Genomic DNA, 1470 nt, shown 5'->3' with positions numbered 1-1470 from the left:
GCGTTAGAGGATGCGAAGAAACAGGATGTATCAACGTTAATAGAAATGAAAGTTCTGCCAAAAACAATGACGGACGGCTATGACAGCTGGTGGCATGTCGGGGTGGCAGAGGTATCTGAACAAGAAAGCGTTCAGAAAGCATACGAAGCAAAAGAGAAAAAGCTGGAATCTGCGAAGCAGTATTAGAGGGGAGGCACCATAGATGGGCAAAAATGAAATCCTGTGGGGAATCGCTCCCATTGGGTGGCGGAATGATGACATGCCTGAAATTGGAGCGGGAAATACACTTCAGCATTTGTTAAGTGATATCGTTGTCGCACGTTTTCAAGGCACGGAGGTCGGGGGCTTTTTCCCCGAACCTGCCATCCTGAACAAAGAGCTGAAGCTTCGGAACTTACGCATTGCAGGAAAATGGTTCAGCAGTTTTATTTTGCGTGACGGACTTGGTGAAGCGGCAAAGGCATTTACCCTGCATTGTGAGTATTTGCAGCAAGTAAACGCGGATGTCGCAGTTGTCTCTGAACAAACGTACAGCGTGCAAGGCTTGGAGAAAAATGTGTTCACAGAGAAGCCGCACTTTACGGATGATGAATGGGAGCGGCTTTGCGAAGGGCTGAATCACCTTGGCGAAATTGCCGCTCAGCATGGCTTGAAGCTTGTCTATCATCATCATCTCGGCACTGGTGTCCAAACAGTGGAAGAAGTGGACCGCCTGATGGCAGGAACTGACCCTGCGCATGTACACCTCCTCTATGATACAGGCCATGCGTATATTTCTGACGGCGATTACATGGGGATGCTTGAGAAGCATATCGGGCGCATTAAGCATGTGCACTTTAAGGATGCCCGCCTGAATGTCATGGAACAATGCAGGCTCGAAGGACAATCGTTCCGGCAATCATTTTTAAAAGGCATGTTTACAGTTCCCGGTGACGGCTGCATTGACTTTAGAGAAGTATATCAGCTGCTGTTGAAGCACAGTTATTCCGGATGGATTGTCATTGAAGCTGAACAGGACCCCGATGTTGCCAACCCGCTGGAGTATGCATTGATTGCGAGAAACTATATTGATCAGCAGTTGTTGGATCTGGCTTAATGGGGAATGAACATATAAGCAATACCAATGGAGATTCAGCCTTCAATAAACGGACAATCGCGGCAGCATTGGCCAACTATATTGATGCCGGTTCAATTGTGGCAGGCTCCGCCGGTTTATCATTATGGGTCAGTTACCTTAAGCTATCCGATACACAAATCGGGCTGCTCGGCGCGCTGAGCGCAAATGCGATTTCTGCCGCTGTCGGCGCGCTGCTTGGCGGGTTTCTGGCTGATAAAGTCGGACGGAAGGCTGTTTATACCAATAGTATGTTGGTTTATGCACTAGGGATTTGTTTGGTTTTGTTCGGGGTTAATTTCCCCATGTTGTTAAGCGGTTACATTATTATCGGTTTATCAGTAGGAGCTGACATA

2 protein-coding genes and 1 pseudogene are annotated in these 1470 nt (G+C 47.8%); all 3 read left to right on the top strand.

Annotation, left to right across the window (positions count from 1 at the left end; genetic code table 11):
• Positions 1–186: hypothetical protein (locus tag ACWF4Z_RS38245; protein WP_452248107.1), on the top strand; the 186-nt coding region annotated here is incomplete at its 5' end.
• A gap of 16 nt (positions 187–202) precedes the next feature.
• Positions 203–1096 carry a myo-inosose-2 dehydratase gene (gene iolE / locus ACWF4Z_RS38240; RefSeq protein WP_452248106.1) on the top strand — a complete coding sequence of 298 codons (894 nt, stop codon included), beginning with the start codon at positions 203–205 and terminating at the stop codon, positions 1094–1096.
• Positions 1097–1110: 14 nt separating this feature from the next.
• A pseudogene (gene iolF / locus ACWF4Z_RS38235) lies at positions 1111–1470 on the top strand (myo-inositol transporter IolF); the annotation flags it as partial.

The organism is Kribbella sp. NPDC055071, from assembly GCF_053608045.1.
This window is presented reverse-complemented; position numbering and strand designations above follow the sequence as displayed.